This window comes from Pseudomonas sp. 008 (assembly GCF_016861935.1).
Classification (GTDB): domain Bacteria; phylum Pseudomonadota; class Gammaproteobacteria; order Pseudomonadales; family Pseudomonadaceae; genus Aquipseudomonas.
The window spans coordinates 271,526-287,307 of record NZ_BOMA01000001.1 but is presented as its reverse complement, the minus strand read 5'-3'; the positions used below and the strand labels follow the sequence as shown (position 1 = coordinate 287,307).

The 15,782-nt window shown below is 52.6% G+C and carries 12 protein-coding genes; 11 read left to right on the top strand and 1 reads right to left on the bottom strand.

Annotated elements, in window-relative coordinates; all coding sequences use genetic code 11:
* The first annotated feature begins 34 nt into the window (after positions 1-34).
* From JUI81_RS01215 to JUI81_RS01205, 3 genes are all read left to right on the top strand, one after another.
* Positions 35-1,312, top strand: coding sequence for an acetyl-CoA hydrolase/transferase family protein (locus JUI81_RS01215; RefSeq protein WP_204123465.1), 1,278 nt, complete (start codon positions 35-37; stop codon positions 1,310-1,312).
* Between the two features lie 133 nt (positions 1,313-1,445).
* The gene (locus JUI81_RS01210) at positions 1,446-1,946 is read left to right on the top strand and encodes a nuclear transport factor 2 family protein (protein WP_204123464.1); all 501 of its coding nucleotides are present in this window, start codon (positions 1,446-1,448) and stop codon (positions 1,944-1,946) included.
* 103 nt (positions 1,947-2,049) lie between these two features.
* Complete coding sequence (locus JUI81_RS01205) at positions 2,050-2,958, top strand: LysR family transcriptional regulator (RefSeq protein WP_204123463.1); 909 nt, start codon at positions 2,050-2,052, stop codon at positions 2,956-2,958.
* A gap of 7 nt (positions 2,959-2,965) precedes the next feature.
* Here JUI81_RS01205 and JUI81_RS01200 read toward each other — a convergent pair whose 3' ends face one another.
* Positions 2,966-3,895 carry a LysR substrate-binding domain-containing protein gene (locus JUI81_RS01200; protein ID WP_204123462.1) on the bottom strand — a complete coding sequence of 310 codons (930 nt, stop codon included), beginning with the start codon at positions 3,893-3,895 and terminating at the stop codon, positions 2,966-2,968.
* 472 nt (positions 3,896-4,367) lie between these two features.
* Here JUI81_RS01200 and JUI81_RS01195 point away from each other — a divergent pair, with 472 nt between their 5' ends.
* From JUI81_RS01195 to JUI81_RS01160, 8 genes are all read left to right on the top strand, one after another.
* On the top strand, positions 4,368-5,132 hold the full coding sequence (locus JUI81_RS01195) for an SDR family NAD(P)-dependent oxidoreductase (protein ID WP_204123461.1): 765 nt from the start codon (positions 4,368-4,370) through the stop codon (positions 5,130-5,132).
* 82 nt (positions 5,133-5,214) lie between these two features.
* On the top strand, positions 5,215-5,676 hold the full coding sequence (locus JUI81_RS01190) for an SRPBCC family protein (protein WP_204123460.1): 462 nt from the start codon (positions 5,215-5,217) through the stop codon (positions 5,674-5,676).
* A gap of 239 nt (positions 5,677-5,915) precedes the next feature.
* On the top strand, positions 5,916-6,680 hold the full coding sequence (locus JUI81_RS01185; protein ID WP_204123459.1) for an SDR family NAD(P)-dependent oxidoreductase: 765 nt from the start codon (positions 5,916-5,918) through the stop codon (positions 6,678-6,680).
* Positions 6,681-6,932: 252 nt separating this feature from the next.
* On the top strand, positions 6,933-8,558 hold the full coding sequence (locus JUI81_RS01180) for a DUF1302 domain-containing protein (RefSeq protein ID WP_204123830.1): 1,626 nt from the start codon (positions 6,933-6,935) through the stop codon (positions 8,556-8,558).
* A gap of 33 nt (positions 8,559-8,591) precedes the next feature.
* Positions 8,592-9,968: a DUF1329 domain-containing protein gene (locus tag JUI81_RS01175; RefSeq protein ID WP_204123458.1), complete on the top strand. Its 1,377-nt coding sequence runs from the start codon at positions 8,592-8,594 to the stop codon at positions 9,966-9,968.
* 301 nt (positions 9,969-10,269) lie between these two features.
* Entirely contained in the window at positions 10,270-11,367 is a 1,098-nt protein-coding gene (locus tag JUI81_RS01170) for a YCF48-related protein (protein WP_204123457.1), read from the top strand.
* A complete protein-coding gene (locus JUI81_RS01165) occupies positions 11,364-13,856 on the top strand; it encodes an RND family transporter (RefSeq protein ID WP_204123456.1) in 2,493 nt (830 codons plus the stop codon). The genes JUI81_RS01170 and JUI81_RS01165 overlap by 4 nt, the downstream gene beginning before the upstream one ends.
* 249 nt (positions 13,857-14,105) lie before the next feature.
* Positions 14,106-15,650: a hypothetical protein gene (locus tag JUI81_RS01160; protein WP_204123455.1), complete on the top strand. Its 1,545-nt coding sequence runs from the start codon at positions 14,106-14,108 to the stop codon at positions 15,648-15,650.
* The last annotated feature ends 132 nt before the right edge of the window (positions 15,651-15,782 follow it).

Below are 15,782 nucleotides of genomic sequence, written 5' to 3'. Positions count from 1 at the left end.
CCAGCGGCCGGCTCTTTTTTTGCGGGCTACTTTCATGGCTATCGAACTCAATCCCGATGCACCGGATTTCTCCGACTTGATCCGACCTGGTGACACTGTGTTATGGGGCCAGGCGAACGCGGAGCCGATTATCCTTAGCCGTGCGCTCATGGCTCAACGGCATGACTTCAATCGAGTCCGGGTCTTGCTTGGCATTTCCAACACGAATACATGTCGACCCGAACACGCTGATGCAGTGGATTTTCTTGCCTACTGTGGAGCGGGCGCCAATCGCGCCTTGGCCGATGCAGGCGTGCTGGACATTCTTCCTTGCCACTACTCGCAGATGGCCGAGCTATTGCGCAGTGGCGAATTGCGCATTGATGTGTTGATGCTGCAACTGTCGCCACCTGATGCGCACGGTCGACACAGCCTCAGCCTGGCTAACGAGTACCTGATTAGCGCATTGGAATACGCCGCGGTGGTGATTGGGGAAGTTAATCAGCAAGCTCCCTGGACATACGGGGAGCGCACATTGAAGCTGAGCGATCTTGATGCAGTGGTCTACACCAATCGCAGCCCTCTTGCCAACGATGCCAATGCTGGGGGCATTCGTGATATCGATATCCAGATAGCGCAACATATCGCCGCACTGGTTGAAGATGGTGCAACGCTGCAGACGGGCATCGGTGCCGTTCCTGATGCGGTGCTCAGTGCCTTGACCGATCATAGGGATCTTGGCGTCCACACTGGCAGTATTGGCGACGGCGTCATGCGATTGATGCAAAGCGGTGTGATCAATAATTCACGCAAGTGCCGGGATCCTGGAGTCAGCATTGGTGGCGTTTTAATCGGTAGTCAAGCGCTTCATGAGTTTGCCCACTGCAACCCCTCCATACAGCTGCGCTCTAGCGCTTACACTCATGATCTTCAAGTGCTGGCCAGCCAGGAGCGCCTGGTGGCGATCAATTCGGCGGTGGAGGTGGACCTCACTGGCCAAGTCAATTCTGAAGTGGCTGCAGGCAGTTACCTGGGTGCCATTGGTGGATCATTGGACTTCATTCGCGGGGCACACCTGTCAAAAGGTGGTCTTCCGATCATTGCTCTGCCATCTAGCGCACGGAGCAAGAGTCGAATTGTTGCGCGGCTCAGCGGTCCGGTCACGATTCCGCGCAGTGATGCCGGGCTCATTGTCACTGAGTTTGGTGTGGCTGACTTGCGTGGCCTGACGCTGAAACAGAGGGTGCGCAAAATGCTGGACATCGCGGCGCCGCAGCATCGGGCCGAACTGGAAGAGGTGTGGGCACGCAACGGCCTTGCTTGTGGTTCATAAGCAGTCGCGAGCTTAAAAAGAGGGCCGGCGTGACGATGTTCCATCATCGATACGCACAACGAAAAAGTATCATGACCAGGCTGGGATTTTTGCGGGGCCAGCAACTGGTGTTCTGAAAGGTACGAATCACTTCGTGATTGGTGCGACAGCGCAACAGGCTTTGGTATTTTTGCCGTATTGCCATATCAATGGGCTGAAAATAGAGTCGTGTCATCAAAACAACAATGAGAACGACTCTATGAGCTACGCAATGAAAGAGATGTTTGACTACATCGACAATAAGAATATCGAAGCCTTTTTGACGTTTCTGGCTGACGATGTCGAGTTTCGATTTGGTAACGCTCCTAAATTGGTTGGCAAAGCCGCGATCAAGGCGGCGGTTGACATATTTAACTCGCAGATCGTGTCGATGGAGCACGTTTTAACCGGTGACTGGACCCCGTCAGATGATGTAACCATCCTGGAGTTCGATAGCTATTACACCAAACACAACGGTACTACCGTAGGTGTGCCCTGCTGCGTAGTACTGCGATTTAACGACAAGCATCTCATCGAAGATTATCGAATTAACATTGATCTTTCCCCTGTGTTTGCCAGTGCCCCTGAGACGCATCTGATTCGAGCCACTGCGTAGTCATCCTTCCAAGTAGACGTGCCTTAGCGCTTGCTGGTCGTAGCCGGTAGAGGTTGGTCGGCAGGCGCTCTGTATTTTCGTAATTAGTGGTCAAGGCGCGGCGATGAAAGATTTAAATCTGCTTTATATTTTTGAGGCACTCTGGCGAGATCATTCGACTTCAATCGCGGCGCAGAATCTGGGGGTCACTCAGTCAGCAGTCAGTAGCAGTCTCAAGCGCCTGCGTCAGACCTACGGTGATCGCTTGTTCATGCTGGTTGGGCGGCGCATGGAGCCTACACCTTTCTGCATTCAGATTGCGCCGCGGCTGTTGGAGTCGCTGACCCTGATCAGGGCGGTGGAGAGCCAGATGGTCGAGTTCGATCCAGGGCTGTGTCGAAAGACGTTCACCCTCAGAATGCTCGACGTGGGTGAGGTCGTGTGCCTTCCACCCATATTAAAAAAGCTGTCCAGCGTTGCACCACTCGCACGGATCAACACGGTTGGTGGTGGGATGGATGAAACCCTCAATGGGTTGGCAACCGGCAGGATAGATCTGGCGCTAGGGTTCATGCCCACCCTTCAAACCGATATTCATCGCCTGCCGGTTTTTTCCCAACATTTTGTGTGTGCTATGCGTCGCGAACACCCTTTGGCCGGCAAGCCCTTATCCCTGGAAGACTACATCGCCTGCGATCATTTGCTGGTCGAGGCGGGGAAGACTGGCAATCAGGCAGTGGAGCGTGCCCTGATCGATGCGGGTGGGAAGGACTGCATCAAGATGCGCGTGCCTCAACATTTGTCCAGTCCCCATTTATTGCTGGAAAGCGACATGGTTTGGACACTACCTTGCGCATTGGGCAGGTCGCTCGCGCACTTTTTCCCATTAGCTATCCATCCCTTGCCTTTGCCGATCCCTACCTTTGAGATCGACCTGTACTGGCATGATCGCTTTCACCGTGACCCGCAAAATAAATGGCTGCGTGAGATGGTAAGTCGGGTGCTCAAAAGCCAGCAATCGGCGTGGCAATAACGCAAGCCTACGTTTCGCGATTAATCTTTCCTTCCAGAATTAGCTGGGGCAAATGCAGGCTCAAGTAGTCGATTACACTGCGGACAGAGGGCAGCATGCCTTTGGGCTTGGGGTACACCAAATGAATGAGGTGTGGCGGTCCTACCCATAACGGCAGCACCTCAAGGAGATTGGCATGAACCGAATCGACAGCGATCGGTTCTGGCATCATCGCTATCCCCAGGCCATTGATCGCCGCGTCCAGCTGCATGCTCAAATCATCTGAGATCAGGCAGGGCGTATGAGTGAGAAGAACCTCTTCGTTCGCGGAGTTGTATAGCAGCCAGCGGCCTACGCCATCATGCATGTCAGCTGGCAGGCAAAGTGTCGGAATGGCTGATAGTGCCTTGATCGATATAGGGCGTCCCACGCGATCTAGAAATGCAGGGCTAGCAACCAGTATCCGTCTTACAGTACCCAGGGTTTTAGCCACCAGAGCCGCGGTTTCTTCAATTTGGGTTCGCGCTCGCAACGCGATGTCGAGCCGCTCTTCATAGAGGTCAACCTCTCGGTCAACGGCGCTCAACTCCAAACGTACCTTTGGGTACTTAGCCATATAGATGGGCATAAGAGGGGACAAGTAGGTTCGGGCCATGACTTGCGGGCAGCTCAAGCGCACGAGGCCTACCGGTTCGCGTCGAAGATGCTCCACGCTCTCATAGGCCGTCTGGGCACCGTCTACAACTGCCTGGCTCAGCGCATAGAAATGTTGACCCGCCTCAGTGAGTGAAACTTGGCGAGTAGTGCGGTGCAGCAGACGTGCGCCGATTCGCTTCTCGAGAAAGGCGATATGACGACTGAGCAAGGTTTTCTCAATGCCTGTTGCTCTCGCGGCAGGTGAAAACCCTCCATGCTTGACGACTAGTACGAAGTAATACAGGTCGTTCAGGTCATTCATTCAGCGTCTTCTCCTGTAGAAATCCATGCAGTGAGGTGGCGAGGTGTGCTGATTGATCGTGCCTTGCGCGGATCGACATTTCACCGCGTTAACCAGCACTTTTACTCGTTGCCTGCTTGTGAGCGTTGCCCAGCTTCACCTTTCAATCCGCTGTGTCGGTATCGCAACGGCGCAGCATTTGACCATGGACTTGTTCGGCAGTGGAAGCATTACGCAGGGAAAGACCACATACCGTCAGAGCATAGTCCTTCGATCGCTGATTGGTGCGTTAAAGCAACAGTCTTTAGTGATTTTTTCGTCTAGCCAGTCACCGTCTAGCTCCCTACAGTTGAGTCTCTGGTCAGCCTCTTACAGCTGAGCAGGAGCATAGACAAAGGCAGTCATGGTTGTTGGAAGTCACCAGCGAAACGCAATGTGCGGCACTGGCCAGCAACGAGATGAATAACAAAAAAGTCGCCAATGGAAGATTGCTATGATTGATTTGAAACAGCGCAATATTATTGTCACTGGCGCCTCAGGTGGTATCGGCAGAGCCTCGGTTATTGCGTTTGCCAAGGCTGGCGCCAGAGTCATCATGTTGGATCGGGACGTTGCCGGTCTGAACGATACCGTTGAGATCGTCCAGTCCAATGGCGGTTCGGTTCATGCGATCCCTTGCGATATCACTGATGAGCAGGCCGTAAAGGCTGCTATTGACGAAGTGGTGGAGCGATTTAGCGTCCTGCATGGCGCATTCAATAATGCGGGCATTGAACAGAGTCACTTGCCCCTACATGAAATTTCCGCTGAAGCCTGGGACCGAATCATCAAGGTCGACCTGACCGGGGTCTTCTACTGCATGAAGCATCAAGTGCGCGCAATGCTTGGTGCCGGGGGAGGGTCGATCGTCAACACCGCCTCCGCGCTTGGGGCTGTAGCCATCGCTGCCGCCTCTGACTATGTCGCGGCCAAACATGGTGTCCTGGGTCTCACGAAGGCCGCCGCCGTGGATTATGGCCCTCACGGTATTCGCGTCAACGCCATCCTCCCGGGCATCATCGAAACCCCCATGATTCTTCGCCTGAGCCAGGAAGACAACTTCGCCAATCAATTTCAGGCGTTGCGTGATCGTCATCCGATTGGTCGCTTTGGCAAGCCCGAAGAGGTGGCTGCCGCCGCATTGTGGCTCTTGTCCGATGCCTCCAGTTTCGTGACCGGATCTTCCTTGTCGGTGGATGGCGGATACCTGGCTATCTGAAGTTTTATTCGTATTAAAACAACGCAGTTTGTGGTGTGCGGCCAATCAGCGGCTGCAAATTTTATAATAAAAGGAGAGCAACATGATCAATGTAAGTAAACGCCTGGAAGTCAACCCGGCGGGTGCGGTTCAATTGAATCGCGACCAGGTATGGGCAGGCCTGGAAGAGAAGGCACGCAACCCTATCGGTTACGTCCTGCCAATCAAGAAGTGCACCGTGGTGGAAGAAGCCGAAGGCGGTAACCCTTTCATTCGCGAAGTGTTGTTGAATGGCGAGACGCTGCAAGAGCTGATCACACTGTTCCCACAAGAACGTGTCGAATTCGTGCGTATTTCTGGTAAGGCGCGCGGCATTATCAAGAACATCATCGAAGAAGAAGCAGATGGCACGCTGTTTCTGCGTTTCACCTTCACATTTTCACTTGAAGGTGTAGAAGTTGGAAGCCCAGAAGAGCAGGCCTTTGCCGATGGGATGGAAGCTTCGTACTGCGAGGCGGTTAATACCACACTCAATCGTATCCGCGACAAAAAAAACGCTGCTTAAATTTGGGCGTTAATAAGTGCAGCGCTGACATGTTGATGGAAGATATATCGCAAAGTCTTCACCTTTTTTGGCTATTCGGCGAATGACGTGCAGCTATCACTTATCTAGTGGTCATTCCTACCAGGTAAACAAATATCGGACTCACCCTGTCAGTCGCTCCTAACTCGGTAAGCCATCTTATGGCTATCGAAAAGGGCACGATTTCAACACGTTGACTACCCAATACGTAGGAGAACGTTATGAGTGATCGTCTCAAGGGAAAGGTTTGTATCATCACAGGGACTGGTGGTTCGATGGGGCGAGCTTCGGCAGTGATGTTCGCCAAACAAGGCGCAAAAATCGTCGGCTGTGATATCAATCGGGAAGCAGCAGACGCAACGATTGATGAAGTCAGATCAATGGGTGGGGAGATGGTTTCCCTGAGCGATTGTGATTTGACTGATGTGCGCCAGTGCAAGCAGCTGGTTGACCTTGCCGTTGCGACTTACGGTCGGGTCGATGTTTTATTCAATAACGCCGCAATGGCTTATTTTGGCTGGATCGACGAGATCTCGAATGACGATTGGCACCGTACTATCGATCAGGAGTTGAATCTGGTTTTCCATCTTGTACGCGCCGCCTGGCCCGAACTGATTAAATCTCCGGGCGCTTCCATTATCAATACTGCTTCGGTATCGGCCTGGTCGACTTATCGCATGCTGCCAGGAATTGCGCATTCCGCAGCGAAAGGAGCGGTATTGTCGATGACTCGGCAGCTGGCGATGGAAGGGCGTACTTACGGGTTGCGGGCCAATAGCATCTCTCCTGGCTTGATCGAAACCAAGCAGACACTTCCATTGCTGGAGGATCCTGAGTGGGTCGATGTCATGATCGGAAAGATCATGTTGGGCCGAATTGGGAAGCCAGAGGAAGTAGCGGCGACAGCATTATTTCTTGCATCCGATGAAAGCTCTTTCATCACCGGGGCGGATATAAAAATTGACGGCGGTACTACGGCGTGGTGATGCGACGGATTCGCGATAGAGAGCTTTAAGTAAATCGATTGCCATGCTTTCTGGTCTTTGCTGTTCGTAAATTTTGGTAGGGTGAAATAATAACTGATAACAATTCGCTCGCTTGGATAGCTGTAGAGATCGACGCTTCTTCATGACCAGACGTACTTATAATAACTAAGTGGGTGAAGAGAGATGATGGTTAAAACAACAAAAAAAGTTAGTGCTTCTGCGTGCGCGGAGCGTAAAGGTGTAGAGTATCCGATGTATCAGTATCGGACTGTGGCGTGTGCTGTCATTACGGCCATGGCCACTGTTGCCACTCCGATGGCGCGTGCATTTGAGTTCAATACAGGCGTTGAAGACCTCAAGATACGCTGGGACAACACGTTAAAATACAGCGCTGCCTGGAGAGTAAAAGAGCAGTCATCGAAGTTGACAGGTGATGTCAACCAGGATGATGGTGATCGGAACTTTGAGAGAGGTCTTATTTCGAATCGAATGGACCTTCTGTCAGAATTCGATTTGAGCAAGAATAATATGGGCCTTCGTGTCAGTGGCGCGGGCTGGTACGACAGCGTCTACAATCGAAAAAATGATAACAATTCCCCATTTACGAATAACTCCACCTCCGTCAGCTATGACGAGTTCACATCGGATACCGAAAAACTACACGGGCGCAAGGCTGAACTGCTGGATGCTTTTGTTTTCGGAAAGGCCGACATAGGCGAAATGCCTGCAACTCTGCGAGTGGGTCAACACACTGTCCTCTATGGCGAGAGCTTGTTCTACGGTTCCAATGGCATCGCGGGCGGTCAAGCCCCTGCCGATATCGTCAAGCTGCTATCGGTTCCTGGTACGCAGTTCAAAGAGTTGGTGCGTCCTGTTCCGCAGATCTCAGGCCAGATACAGCTGAGGGACAATCTAGCGTTGGGTGCCTACTATCAGCTCCGTTGGGAGGCTGACCGTTTGCCCGCGGCTGGCAGCTACTTTTCCACGGTCGACCTGTTGGATGAAGGTGGCGAACGAATTCTCGCCGGACCAGGGTCGAGCTTTATCCGAGGAAAAGACAAGGATGCCAAGGACTCTGGCCAAGGCGGTTTGCAGCTTCGCTATCGACCAGAAGACATCGATGGGGAGTTCGGGATCTATGCCATTCAATACAACGCCAAGAGTCCCGTTGTTCATACCAACTTGAGTGAGGCGTTTACGCCGACGACCTATGAGTTGGTGTACCCGGAGAAAATCAAGGCACTCGGTGTAAGTTTCAGCACGACCGTTGGCGACACCAACGTTGCCGGTGAGTTTTCGGTTCGAGACAACATGCCCCTCGTCCCGCGGGCTGGCGCAGTCACTGTGTTGCCTGGCGTTGAAATTAACAACGACAACCACCCTCTCTATCCAGTCGGCAGGACGGCACACGGCCAAGTTTCTTGGATCGGGCTTCTCAATGCCGGGCCGCTATGGGAAGGCGGCAGCTTCATCGGTGAGGTGGCTTGGAACCGGCGTTTAAGCATCACCAAAAATGCCGACGCCCTGGATCCGAATGCCACACGCGACGCAGGTGCCGTGCGCATGATTTTCGAGCCTGCCTACTACCAAGTGATGGATGGGGTGGATCTAACCGTACCCATTGGTGTGGGGTACGGGCTCTTTGGTAAGTCTTCGGTTATTAACCCTGGTTTCAGCGTAAACCACGGTGGAGATTTCAGTGTTGGAGTAAAAGCGGATTACTTGAAAACCTGGAAATTCAGTTTGTCGTATACCGGCTTCTTCGGGGGTGAAGCAACGAGTGTTGAACCCGCTAACACACCGGTTCAATCCTATTCCTATGGCCAGTCTCTGAAAGATCGCGACTTCGTCGCGTTTTCAGTCCAGCGCTCACTCTAATTTATAAAAATAAGCCGAGCAGGAGATGTGAATATGCACGCTAAAAAAACTATCTTATGTGCTGCGATGTGGGGCGTTGTACTCTCCACTTCGCATGTGTTGGCCGCAGTGGCGCCTGATGAAGCCGCTAAACTTAAAACAACGCTCACCCCCATGGGCGCAGAAAAAGCAGGTAATAAGGACGGCACCATACCGGCTTGGGATGGCGGTTACACTACAGTACCTGCCGGCTATAAAAACGGTGAGTCACGTCCGGATCCGTTTGCCAATGAGAAACCATTGTTTTCCATTACTTCAAAGAACATGGATACCTATGGTGACAAGTTAACTGACGGCATCAAAGCCATGCTGAAAAAATATCCAGACAGTTACCGACTGGATGTTTATCCAACTCATCGTACAGCGGCAGCTCCACAGTGGGTGTACGACAATACGTTTGTCAACGCCACTCGCGCCAAGATGGTGGAGGGTAACGTTTGGATTGAGGGTGCTTATGGTGGTATTCCGTTTCCGATCCCGAAAAGCGGCGCGGAGGCCATGTGGAACCACAAGTTGGCATGGGTAGGGGAGGCGACCTCCTTTGCGTTCAACAACTATGTCGGTACGCCTGACGGAAAGCTCGTACTGTCCGTTCGGGGGTACAACAAAGCTTTGTTTCCTTACTACAACAAGAACGGTTCGCTTGACACTTTCAAAGGGCAGACCGAGTTGCTGCGTGTGTGGATGACCGATCCACCCGTTAAATCCGGTGAGCAATTCGCTCTCGTCGACTCGATCAACAAACCGCGTCAAGCCTGGCAATATCTTCCAGGGCAACGTCGAGTGCGTAAAGCCCCGACACTGGGTTATGACACCCCCTCGGATATCAACTCGGGGATGGAGTACTACGACGAATCCTATATTTTCCTGGGTGACCTGGATCGTTACGACTGGAAACTGGTAGGGAAGAAAGAAATTTATATTCCCTATAACAACAATAAGTTCCTGCAAAAAGATGTATCGATTGAGAAGCAACTGCTGCCGCACCATATCAATCCTGATTCGACTCGTTGGGAATTGCACCGCGTCTGGGTGGTAGAAGCCGATTTGGCACCGGGCAAGCGGCACGTAGTACCTAAACGCCGTTATTACCTGGATGAAGATACTTGGGGCGCGATCCTAGCCGACGGCTGGGACGGACAAGGGCAACTTTGGCGTACGCAAATTGCCTTGCCTTTCTTGATGCCAGATGGCCCTTTTGTCTATCCAAACCTGCAGTGGTCAACCCACAACTTGCAGACTGGGGGATGGAGTGGTGTTGGCGCGACTAACTGGACCAACCCATCGTATACCTATCACCTGAAAATGCTCACCGATGCAAAGTCGGCTGATTTCACACCTGAAGCCATGTCGGGCGAGGGTGTGCGTTAAGTCGGATCTGGATGTTGAGGGCCCGAAAGGGCTCTCAACTGGATGAATGCCGAAGTCATCCAGCTAGTTAATAAAAATAATGTCTACGTGCGTAAGTCGGAATACAGCGGTTGGCGAAATGTGCAGTGTTGCAGAGATTGCCAATTAAACCTGTGTGCCAACTTAATTGAATGGATTGAAATTGGCGTGAAATAAATGGACGACTCTAGCAATGATCACGCCGGCGCCTTTTGAAAATCGGCGATGTTCTTCAAAGGCGTAAACGTCAGATAACAATTACAAAAAATGATGGAGAAGGTCTATGCGTTGTAATCGAGCGATTGGTGGATATCTCACTGGCGCGTTGTTGCTGGCCTCTTCCTGGGCTGCTCAGGCGGTCGTGCCTGGGCCATTGGAGCGGCCTGCCCAATTTACGCCGTATGCCGAGCGTGCGGTATTGGTGGCTGTCACCGCGATTGCCAACCGTTTGGTAGCGGTAGGAGAGCGCGGCATCGTACTGCTGTCGGATGACAATGGCGTCTCGTGGCGTCAGGCGAAAGTTCCTGTGAGCGTGACATTGACGTCTGTTCAATTTGTCGACGCGAAAGAGGGATGGGCTGTCGGTCATGGTGGTGTCCTGTTGCACAGCCAGGACGGCGGTGAAACGTGGGATAAGCAACTGGACGGCATTGAGCTAGCCCAGATACTGCTTCGTGCCTCGAAGGATCGATTACAAAGTAAGGACGGTGACCCAGACGACATTGAGCGTCAGGTCAAAGCGGCCGAACTGATGGTCTCCGATGGTCCGGATAAACCATTTCTTGACGTGTATTTCGTCAACAAAAGCACAGGCTACATCATCGGTGCCTACAACCTCCTTCTGCGTACGGATGATGGTGGTCAGACCTGGTTGCCGTGGCAATCCCACATGGACAACCCTACGGGGTTGCATCTCTATTCAATCGGCGGCAGTGGTTCGAACCTCTACATCGCCGGCGAGCAAGGCAGCGTATTCCGCTCTGAAGATGGCGGGGACAAGTTTGTAGGTGTCCAGACACCCTATGAGGGCAGTTACTTCGACGTACTCGTTAATTCCAATGATCACCTGATCGTGAGTGGCTTGCGTGGCAGTGCCTATCGATCAGAGGACAGTGGTGCTGACTGGACCAAGGTTGAAGTCCCATACAGCGCATCGATCACCGGCAGCGTTCAGTTGAAAGACGGGACATTTGTCCTCGTGAACCAATCGGGACAGTTGTTGTTGAGTCGTGACAAGGGCAACAGTTTTCAATTGGCACCGCTGAAGCAATTGCCCCCGTTGGCGGGCATCACACAATCGGCTGATGGAAGCCTGGTAGTGGTCGGTATGCGTGGCGTCACCAAGATCAGCTTGTCCAGCGTTGTCGGGAGCACACAATGAAGATCGATATTTGCGAAGATACCAAACCTGTTATCGGTAGCTTGGAGGAGTTTGACAAGCGATCCGGATCGCTGGTGGAGCGGCTGTTCTTCAACAATCGCTTGTTAGTCATCATTGTTTGTCTATTGATCACATTGGTTCTCGGATTTTATGCAACCAAGCTGCAGATCAACGCTGATTTTGAGAAAACGATTCCGACAGGCAATCCTTACATTGAGCAATACCTCAAGCATAAGGGCGACATGAAGGGGTTTGGCAATGCGGTGCGCATTGCTGTCGAGGTTAAGCAGGGCACCATTTTCGACGCGGCGTATCTGGATACGCTAAAAGCACTGAGCGATGAAGTCTTTCTGATTCCGGGTGTTGATCGAGCGTTCTTGAAGTCATTATGGACATCGAACACGCGTTGGCTGGGCGTCACGGAAGAAGGGCTCGATGGCGGTCCGGTCATTCCAGACAATTACGATCAATCGCCTCAAAGCATCGCGCAGACTCGCACCAACGTAGAGCGCTCCGGCGATGCAGAGCAGTTGGTGGCATCCGACTACAAGTCCAGCATCATATTCGTACCGCTCCTGGATACTAATCCTGAGACCGGCAAAGCTCTCGACTACAAACAGTTCTCCGAGCAACTGGAGGCACTAAGAGACAAGTACCGCGCCAAAGGTGTCGAATTGCACATCACGGGCTTTGCGAAGGTCGTGGGTGATCTGATCGACGGCATCCGCTTGGTATTGGTATTCTTTTGCCTCACGATCGTGATCGCTGGTGCCGCGGTTTATTGGTACACGCGTTGCGTTCGCAGCACGCTGTTGGTGGTTGTCACTTCGCTGGTCGCCGTGACATGGCAGATGGGCATCCTGCCGATTCTCGGTTTTACCCTGGATCCCTATTCAATATTGGTGCCGTTCCTTGTCTTTGCCATTGGTATTAGCCACGGCGCACAGAAGATGAACGGGATCATGCAGGACGTCGGTCGCGGCATGCACAAACTCGTCGCTGCACGATTTACTTTCCGACGCCTCTTCCTTGCCGGGTTGACGGCTTTGTTGTGTGACGCCGTCGGATTTGCGGTCTTGTTGGTCATTAATATCCGCGTGATTCAGGAGCTGGCGATTACCGCGAGCATCGGTGTGGCGGTACTGATTTTCACTAACTTAATATTGCTGCCAGTGCTGTTGAGCTTTACCGGTGTCAGCCAACGTGCGGCCCAGCGCAGCATGAAGGATTGCGAGGCGGCGGGCGTCGAAAAACACGTGGTGTGGCGATTCCTCGACCTGTTTACCGAGCGCAAATGGGCCAGTGTTGCGATCGTGGTGGCTGCTGTTCTCGGAGTGGCAGGTTTCATGGTGAGTCTGCACCTTAAAGTGGGCGACCTTGATCCTGGAGCGCCTGAGCTACGCAGCGATTCGCGATACAACCTCGATAATGCCTTTATGGCCAAGGCCTATTCGGCGAGTAGTGATGTGCTGGTGGTGATGGTCGAGACCCCAAACGACCAATGCACATCCTACAAAACACAGGCGTTGGTGGATGCGCTTGAGTGGGAGATACACGATGTCGCGGGAGTTGAGGGAACCAACTCCCTGGCATTGCTGAGTCGCCGTATCACGGTCGGTATGAATGAAGGCAATCCGAAGTGGTACGAGTTGGTGCCCAACCAATGGACACTCAACACCGTGGCCAACCGCACGCCCCGTGAAATGTTCAATCAGGGTTGCAACCTTCTGTCCCTGTTTGTGTACCTGGCAGACCATAAGGCCGACACGTTGACCCGGGTGGTGGACAAAGTCGAAGCATTTGCTGCCAAAAACAATACCGCTGATGTTAAGTTTTTACTCACCGCGGGTAATGCCGGCATCGAAGCTGCGACCAACATTGTGGTCAAGAAGGCGAGCCATGAAATGCTGTTCTGGGTGTACGGCGCGGTCATCCTGCTGTGCTTCATTTCCTTCCGTTCCTGGCGGGCAGTGGTCTGTGCAATCGTGCCTTTGGCATTGACCTCGATCCTCGCTGAGGCATTGATGGTTTCACTCGGCATGGGCGTCAAAGTGGCTACCTTGCCTGTCATTGCGCTAGGGGTAGGGATTGGCGTGGATTACGCGCTTTACGTGCTGACAATTGTCCTAGGGCAACTTCGCCAAGGTGAAAGCCTGTCAAAAGCCTACTACCGAGCTCTGACGTTTACCGGGAAGGTTGTGATGCTGACCGGGGTGACACTCGCGCTGGGCGTGGCTTCGTGGGCGTTTTCGCCAATTAAATTCCAAGCCGACATGGGGATTTTGCTGGCGTTCATGTTCATCTTTAACATGCTTGGTGCATTGATTCTGCTGCCTGCACTGGCGCATTTTCTGCTGCCACAACAGTCCCAGGTCGTCTCTGAGGTCCCTCGTGAGCAGCAACCCGAGGAGAAGAAAAAACCAACGTTTGTGACGAACCCAGACAGTTGCCCACCTCTTCAGGACTCTGCGCGAGCTATCAGTCTGTAAGGGCAAAAACGAGTGTGCCGATGACAACGCCTGCTGAGGAGATTTTCTTCAGCGGGCGTTTTGATACCGGTCACCCAAGGCTGATTGGAATAACAACAACGGTTCTTGCCTTACCCTCTCCACACCACTGCTAAGAACGTGCTGCCAGGGACAGAGGCTACGGCTGGTGGGCCAGGCGCAGAATCATCGCGAGATACGAACGGGCATGGTTCAATGCGTGCTTTCCAATTGCGTTGACTCTCCGATTCCATGCCGAATACTTCTGCAATAGACACAAGCGTACTGATCACGATTCTGGGGTTGATTGCTGCCGTTTGGGCGGTGGTCCCGTCCAACACCCGACTGCGATTTCGGCTGAGCATGTCATGGGTGGATTGGGGCATCGCACTGAGTGTTTTCCTGATCATTCACTACCTTGTCTTCGAGCCTTTCTTTCGCTCTGTGGGGCTGTTTTACAGTTTTGGTTCCTGGCGATGGGGATTAGACAAGGGCAGCGCGGTTTACCTGCTGTTGCTGGGACTGGGACTGTACATACTTCTGCGCGCGCGAGCGCCGAAACTTGCCGCCGGAAAAATCGGCACCTTTGAGGTATTGGTCAGCAAGCTGTTGTTGACGAGGCGCTACGACGAGCTTTTCACGCTCATAGAACCCCACCTGTTCAAGCTCTTTGAGCTCAGCAACGCTTATACGTCGTTGTTTCGGAAGAAGTGGGGTAGCAGGATCAAGGTTCCAGCCTGTTCATCGCTCACCGGGCTTAAAACGAAGTTTCGCGCGAAAAGCCGTCATGCAGATAGGGCGCGCGACATCCTGAAAAGCATTCTCAACCAACCGCAGTTCGTTGCTTACCTGAGCGTCAGTCATCCTCATTTTTGTTTGAGGATTCTGGCGGTCGAGGAGGTGGTCCGCGAAGATTTTACTGAGCTCTTTGTGGCTGCTCTCATCAACGATACCAACAGCCTGTTGTACAGCGAACTGAAGAACAATCAGAACCTTAATGGCCGTCATCGGCTAGCCTTACCGTCCTCGAATCGCATCCTTCATTTCCTGTTCAACGATGTCACGACTGCCGAGCGCCTGGCGCTGTATCAACCCATCGGGGAAACCGTGTGCAGGCGAATCGATGAGGATCCTAAACTTGCTGAGGCCTACAACCTGCCGATGGGCTACTACAACGAATCAGGAAAGTACCGCTGCCCCATCCATGCGGGAATCAAGCTTTTCGAGATCATGATCCACGAAGCCATCCACCAAGGCATTCAAGACCATCTATGGCTGTTCTATTTCACTCATTTCACCGACAAAATCCTCTGGCAATTACGTGATCAACAACCAACAGACTCCCATCACGAGTGGCCCACACCCTTTCATTTTCTGCTCTACGAGATCGTCACCATCGCCTCAGATTGGGTTGAAGACTTTATCGACGTAAAGCAGAACTCGATCGCTGAGCAGGTCCGTAATCAGGAAGGTTTCGACGGTCAGTACATTTCCAAACAGGCCGCTGATGCATTGGGTCGTATTGTGCAAAGCATCCTTGTCTCCCCCAAAATCGACGACCGCTTCAAGGTGTACATGCTGGAAATCTGCCTGGAAAGGTACAAACGATTTCAGAACCGAAAGGACGCGAATACCGTCGCGCATGTGTTCATCAACTCGATGATTTTTGGCGACGAGTACACCACCAAAAAAGGCTATCGCCGAGAGCTTCATCGTACTTTCCAAGAGCTGGATCATGTGCTTAGGCGTGATGTGGAGAGCTTCGGGTTAGCTCTTGAACACTCTCTCGAGGAATAGCAAAGAACTCATTGTTATGCGGAGGGGAGGGGCCAATCCAGGAACGAACGATCTCAAAGCTGGGCACGTACCAAGCGCAGGATAATGGAAGGCCCACCTATTCTTGGCTAGATCCATCACCCTAAGCACAGG